The organism is Williamsia sp. M5A3_1d, assembly GCF_053345315.1.
In genome coordinates this window covers 1-5446 of the sequence record NZ_JBKEZX010000006.1, presented here as the reverse complement: position 1 = coordinate 5446, position 5446 = coordinate 1, and the positions used below count along the sequence as shown (strand labels likewise).

General features: G+C 55.5%; 1 protein-coding gene and 3 rRNA genes. 1 reads left to right on the top strand and 3 read right to left on the bottom strand.

Going from position 1 to position 5446, the window contains the following annotated elements; translation table 11 throughout:
* Positions 1 to 7: 7 nt before the first annotated feature.
* The 3 genes from rrf to ACLBW1_RS20815 all read right to left on the bottom strand — a co-directional run bounded on the left by rrf (position 8) and on the right by ACLBW1_RS20815 (position 5226).
* A 5S ribosomal RNA gene (gene rrf, locus ACLBW1_RS20825) occupies positions 8 to 124 on the bottom strand.
* A 130-nt stretch (positions 125 to 254) separates the two neighbouring features.
* A 23S ribosomal RNA gene (locus ACLBW1_RS20820) occupies positions 255 to 3390 on the bottom strand.
* Between the two features lie 320 nt (positions 3391 to 3710).
* Positions 3711 to 5226: ribosomal RNA gene (locus tag ACLBW1_RS20815) — 16S ribosomal RNA — on the bottom strand.
* The 16S, 23S and 5S rRNA genes sit together here, the layout of an rRNA operon.
* Here ACLBW1_RS20815 and ACLBW1_RS20810 point away from each other — a divergent pair.
* The coding region (locus ACLBW1_RS20810) for a hypothetical protein (RefSeq protein ID WP_447813737.1) at positions 5222 to 5446 on the top strand (225 nt) is incomplete at its 3' end. The two genes, ACLBW1_RS20815 and ACLBW1_RS20810, sit on opposite strands and share 5 nt — an antisense overlap.

Genomic DNA, 5446 nt, shown 5'->3' with positions numbered 1-5446 from the left:
AAGTTGTGTTCGGCGGTGTCCTACTCTCCCACACTGATTAGGGTGCAGTACCATTGGCGCTGGAGGGCTTAGCTTCCGGGTTCGGAATGGGGCCGGGCGTTTCCCCTCCGCTATAGCCGCCGTAACAATGTGAAACCGTCACCACCCCGCAGGGTGGGCACGATCCTTTATCGGGATCTGTGTGTTGTTTCAGATATTGCACAGTGGATGCGAAACACGCGTTTATCGTTGAATACCGTTTTGCGGGTTTTATGTGTTGTAAGTCCTCGGCCGATTAGTACCAGTCACCTACACCCATTACTGGGCTTCCAGTTCTGGCCTATCAACCCCATGGTCTGTGGGGGGCCTTAACCACGCAATGGTGGTGAGAAACCTCATCTTGGAACAGGCTTCCCGCTTAGATGCTTTCAGCGGTTATCCCTTCCGAACGTAGCTAACCAGCCGTGCTCCTGGTGGAACAACTGGCACACCAGAGGTTCGTCCGTCCCGGTCCTCTCGTACTAGGGACAGGTTTCCTCAAGTTTCTTACGCGCGCGGCGGATAGAGACCGAACTGTCTCACGACGTTCTAAACCCAGCTCGCGTGCCGCTTTAATGGGCGAACAGCCCAACCCTTGGGACCTACTCCAGCCCCAGGATGCGACGAGCCGACATCGAGGTGCCAAACCATCCCGTCGATATGGACTCTTGGGGAAGATCAGCCTGTTATCCCCGGGGTACCTTTTATCCGTTGAGCGACACCGCTTCCACTTGCCGGTGCCGGATCACTAGTCCCGACTTTCGTCCCTGCTCGACATGTCCGTCTCACAGTCAAGCTCCCTTGTGCACTTACACTCAACACCTGATTGCCAACCAGGCTGAGGGAACCTTTGGGCGCCTCCGTTACATTTTGGGAGGCAACCGCCCCAGTTAAACTACCCATCAGGCACTGTCCCTGAACCAGATCATGGTCCGAGGTTGAGGTATCCAATACGATCAGAGTGGTATTTCAACAACGACTCCACCCACACTGGCGTGCGGGTTTCACAGTCTCCCACCTATCCTACACAAACCGAACCGAACACCAATACCAAACTATAGTGAAGGTCCCGGGGTCTTTTCGTCCTGCCGCGCGTAACGAGCATCTTTACTCGTACTGCAATTTCGCCGAGTCTGTGGTTGAGACAGCAGAGAAGTCGTTACGCCATTCGTGCAGGTCGGAACTTACCCGACAAGGAATTTCGCTACCTTAGGATGGTTATAGTTACCACCGCCGTTTACTGGGGCTTAAATTCTCAGCTTCACCCCGAAGGATTAACCGGTCCTCTTAACCTTCCAGCACCGGGCAGGCGTCAGTCCGTATACATCGTCTTACGACTTCGCACGGACCTGTGTTTTTAGTAAACAGTCGCTTCTCTCTGGTCTCTGCGACCACCACCAGCTCAGGCCGTACAGCCGTCACCAGCAATGGCCCCCCTTCTCCCGAAGTTACGGGGGTATTTTGCCGAGTTCCTTAACCACAGTTCTCTCGATCGCCTTAGTATTCTCTACCTGATCACCTGTGTTGGTTTGGGGTACGGGCCGTGTCACCACTCGCTAGAGGCTTTTCTCGGCAGCATAGGATCATGGAATTCGCCTCAATCGGCTACGCATCACCTCTCAGGCTATGTGAACGGCGGATTTGCCTACCGTTCGCCCTACAGGCTTACACCAGTACAACCACTGACTGGCCCCACTACCTTCCTGCGTCACCCCATCGCTTGACTACTACCACACAAGGTCCCATGCAGCCCCACACTCGAGACCCGAAGGTCTTCTCGGTGGATTTGGATGGTTAGTACATGTGATTCATCACGGGCGCGGAAACACGGGTACGGGAATATCAACCCGTTGTCCATCGACTACGCCTGTCGGCCTCGCCTTAGGTCCCGACTCACCCTGGGCGGATTAGCCTGGCCCAGGAACCCTTGATCATTCGGCGGCGAAGTTTCTCACTTCGCTTTCGCTACTCATGCCTGCATTCTCACTCCCACACCCTCCACCACTGGATCACTCCGTGGCTTCCCTGGATGCAGGACGCTCCCCTACCCACCCACACACCTAGCCAACCACCCGCAGGTGAAAGACAGATACTTGTGTGAGTGCCGCGGCTTCGGCGGTGTACTTGAGCCCCGCTACATTGTCGGCGCAGGATCACTTGACCAGTGAGCTATTACGCACTCTTTCAAGGGTGGCTGCTTCTAAGCCAACCTCCTGGTTGTCTTCGCGACCCCACATCCTTTTCCACTTAGTACACGCTTAGGGGCCTTAGCCGGCGATCTGGGCTGTTTCCCTCTCGACTACGAACCTTATCGCCCGCAGTCTCACTGCCGCACTCTCACTCACTGGCATTCGGAGTTTGGCTGACATCAGTAACCTTGTAGGGCCCATCCGCCATCCAGTAGCTCTACCTCCAGTGAGAAACATGCGACGCTGCACCTAAATGCATTTCGGGGAGAACCAGCTATCACGGAGTTTGATTGGCCTTTCACCCCTACCCACAACTCATCCCCTCCATTTTCAACTGAAGTGGGTTCGGGCCTCCACGTCGTCTTACCGACGCTTCACCCTGGCCATGGGTAGATCACTCCGCTTCGGGTCTAGAACACGCCACTGAATCGCCCTATTCAGACTCGCTTTCGCTACGGCTACCCCACAACGGGTTAACCTCGCGACGTGCCACTAACTCGCAGGCTCATTCTTCAAAAGGCACGCCATCACCACCGGCCCACCAAAGGACCCAGCAGCTCTGACGGATTGTAGGCGCACGGTTTCAGGTACTATTTCACTCCCCTCCCGGGGTACTTTTCACCTTTCCCTCACGGTACTAGTCCGCTATCGGTCACCAGGGAGTATTCAGGCTTACCGGGTGGTCCCGGCAGATTCACAGCAGATTTCACGGGCCCGCTGCTACTTGGGAACCCATCAAGTGAGACCACACACTTTCAGCTACCGGACTCTCACCGTCTACGGCAGACCATTCCAGGCCACTTCACCTAGCATGTGATTTTTTCACTCACCCCCAGCACGGCAGCACTGAGAAGATGAACCCCACGACCCCACACACACAACCCCTGCCGGGTATCACATGTGCATGGTTTAGCCTCTTCCGCTTTCGCTCGCCACTACTCACGGAATCACTGTTGTTTTCTCTTCCTGTGGGTACTGAGATGTTTCACTTCCCCACGTTCCCTCCACACCGCCTATACATTCAGCAGTGGGTAACACCCCATCACGGGTGCTGGGTTTCCCCATTCGGACACCCTCGGATCACAGCTCGTTTGACAGCTCCCCGAGGCCTATCGCGGCCTACCACGTCCTTCATCGGCTCCTGGTACCAAGGCATCCACCGTACGCCCTTACACACTTACAACAACCTACAAAACATTCAAAAATAAAGATGCTCGCATCCACTGTGCAATTCTCAAACAACACACACCAACAACCCACACACCCCACCAACCCTCACAGGCCGGCTGCTTCCAGGGCAGCGCGATCATCGGCATCAGAAAGAACGTGTGTTCTCTCAGGACCCAATAGTGTGTTGACCCCGCACCCAGTCACCCAGGCACGACACCGAGCAGACACAGCCATGATGCTGCACCCACGCCGGCTTGTTTATGTTTCACCCAATGAACAAACACCCACCGTGACACAAACGGCCACGAAGCAGGCCTGTTGTTTGCTCCTTAGAAAGGAGGTGATCCAGCCGCACCTTCCGGTACGGCTACCTTGTTACGACTTCGTCCCAATCGCCGATCCCACCTTCGACAGCTCCCTCCACAAGGGTTAGGCCACCGGCTTCGGGTGTTACCGACTTTCATGACGTGACGGGCGGTGTGTACAAGGCCCGGGAACGTATTCACCGCAGCGTTGCTGATCTGCGATTACTAGCGACTCCGACTTCACGGGGTCGAGTTGCAGACCCCGATCCGAACTGAGACCGGCTTTAAGGGATTCGCTCCACCTCACGGTATCGCAGCCCTCTGTACCGGCCATTGTAGCATGTGTGAAGCCCTGGACATAAGGGGCATGATGACTTGACGTCATCCCCACCTTCCTCCGAGTTGACCCCGGCAGTCTCCTGCAAGTCCCCGGCATAACCCGCTGGCAATACAGGACAAGGGTTGCGCTCGTTGCGGGACTTAACCCAACATCTCACGACACGAGCTGACGACAGCCATGCACCACCTGTACACCAACCACAAGGGGGGCTGTATCTCTACAGCTTTCTGGTGTATGTCAAACCCAGGTAAGGTTCTTCGCGTTGCATCGAATTAATCCACATGCTCCGCCGCTTGTGCGGGCCCCCGTCAATTCCTTTGAGTTTTAGCCTTGCGGCCGTACTCCCCAGGCGGGGTACTTAATGCGTTAGCTACGGCACGGATCCCGTGAAAAGGAACCCACACCTAGTACCCACCGTTTACGGCGTGGACTACCAGGGTATCTAATCCTGTTCGCTACCCACGCTTTCGCTCCTCAGCGTCAGTTACTACCCAGAGACCCGCCTTCGCCACCGGTGTTCCTCCTGATATCTGCGCATTTCACCGCTACACCAGGAATTCCAGTCTCCCCTGTAGTACTCAAGTCTGCCCGTATCGCCCGCACGCTTGATGTTAAGCATCAAGATTTCACGAACGACGCGACAAACCGCCTACGAGCTCTTTACGCCCAGTAATTCCGGACAACGCTCGCACCCTACGTATTACCGCGGCTGCTGGCACGTAGTTGGCCGGTGCTTCTTCTCCAGGTACCGTCAATCACTCTTCGTCCCTGGTGAAAGAGGTTTACAACCCGAAGGCCGTCATCCCTCACGCGGCGTCGCTGCATCAGGCTTGCGCCCATTGTGCAATATTCCCCACTGCTGCCTCCCGTAGGAGTCTGGGCCGTGTCTCAGTCCCAGTGTGGCCGGTCGCCCTCTCAGGCCGGCTACCCGTCGTCGCCTTGGTAGGCCATTACCCCACCAACAAGCTGATAGGCCGCGGGCCCATCTCGTACCGAAAAACTTTCCACCACCAGACATGCATCCAGAGGTCATATTCGGTATTAGACCCAGTTTCCCAGGCTTATCCCAAAGTACGAGGCAGATCACCCACGTGTTACTCACCCGTTCGCCACTCGAGTACCCCGAAGGGCCTTTCCGTTCGACTTGCATGTGTTAAGCACGCCGCCAGCGTTCGTCCTGAGCCAGGATCAAACTCTCCATGAAAAACCAGAGAAAAACAGCCACCAACCCAAAAGCTGGCAACCAGAATTTCAACACAATCTTCCCAGCAGAGAAAAAATCCCAACCAAAAAAACAACTAGCAAAACCACCCCCAAAAAGGGCAGCATCACAAAACAGTGCCGGACTCAAAACCGACACCACAAAAAATGGCATAAACAATCCATCAACACACTATCGAGTTCTCAAAGAACACACACCCACG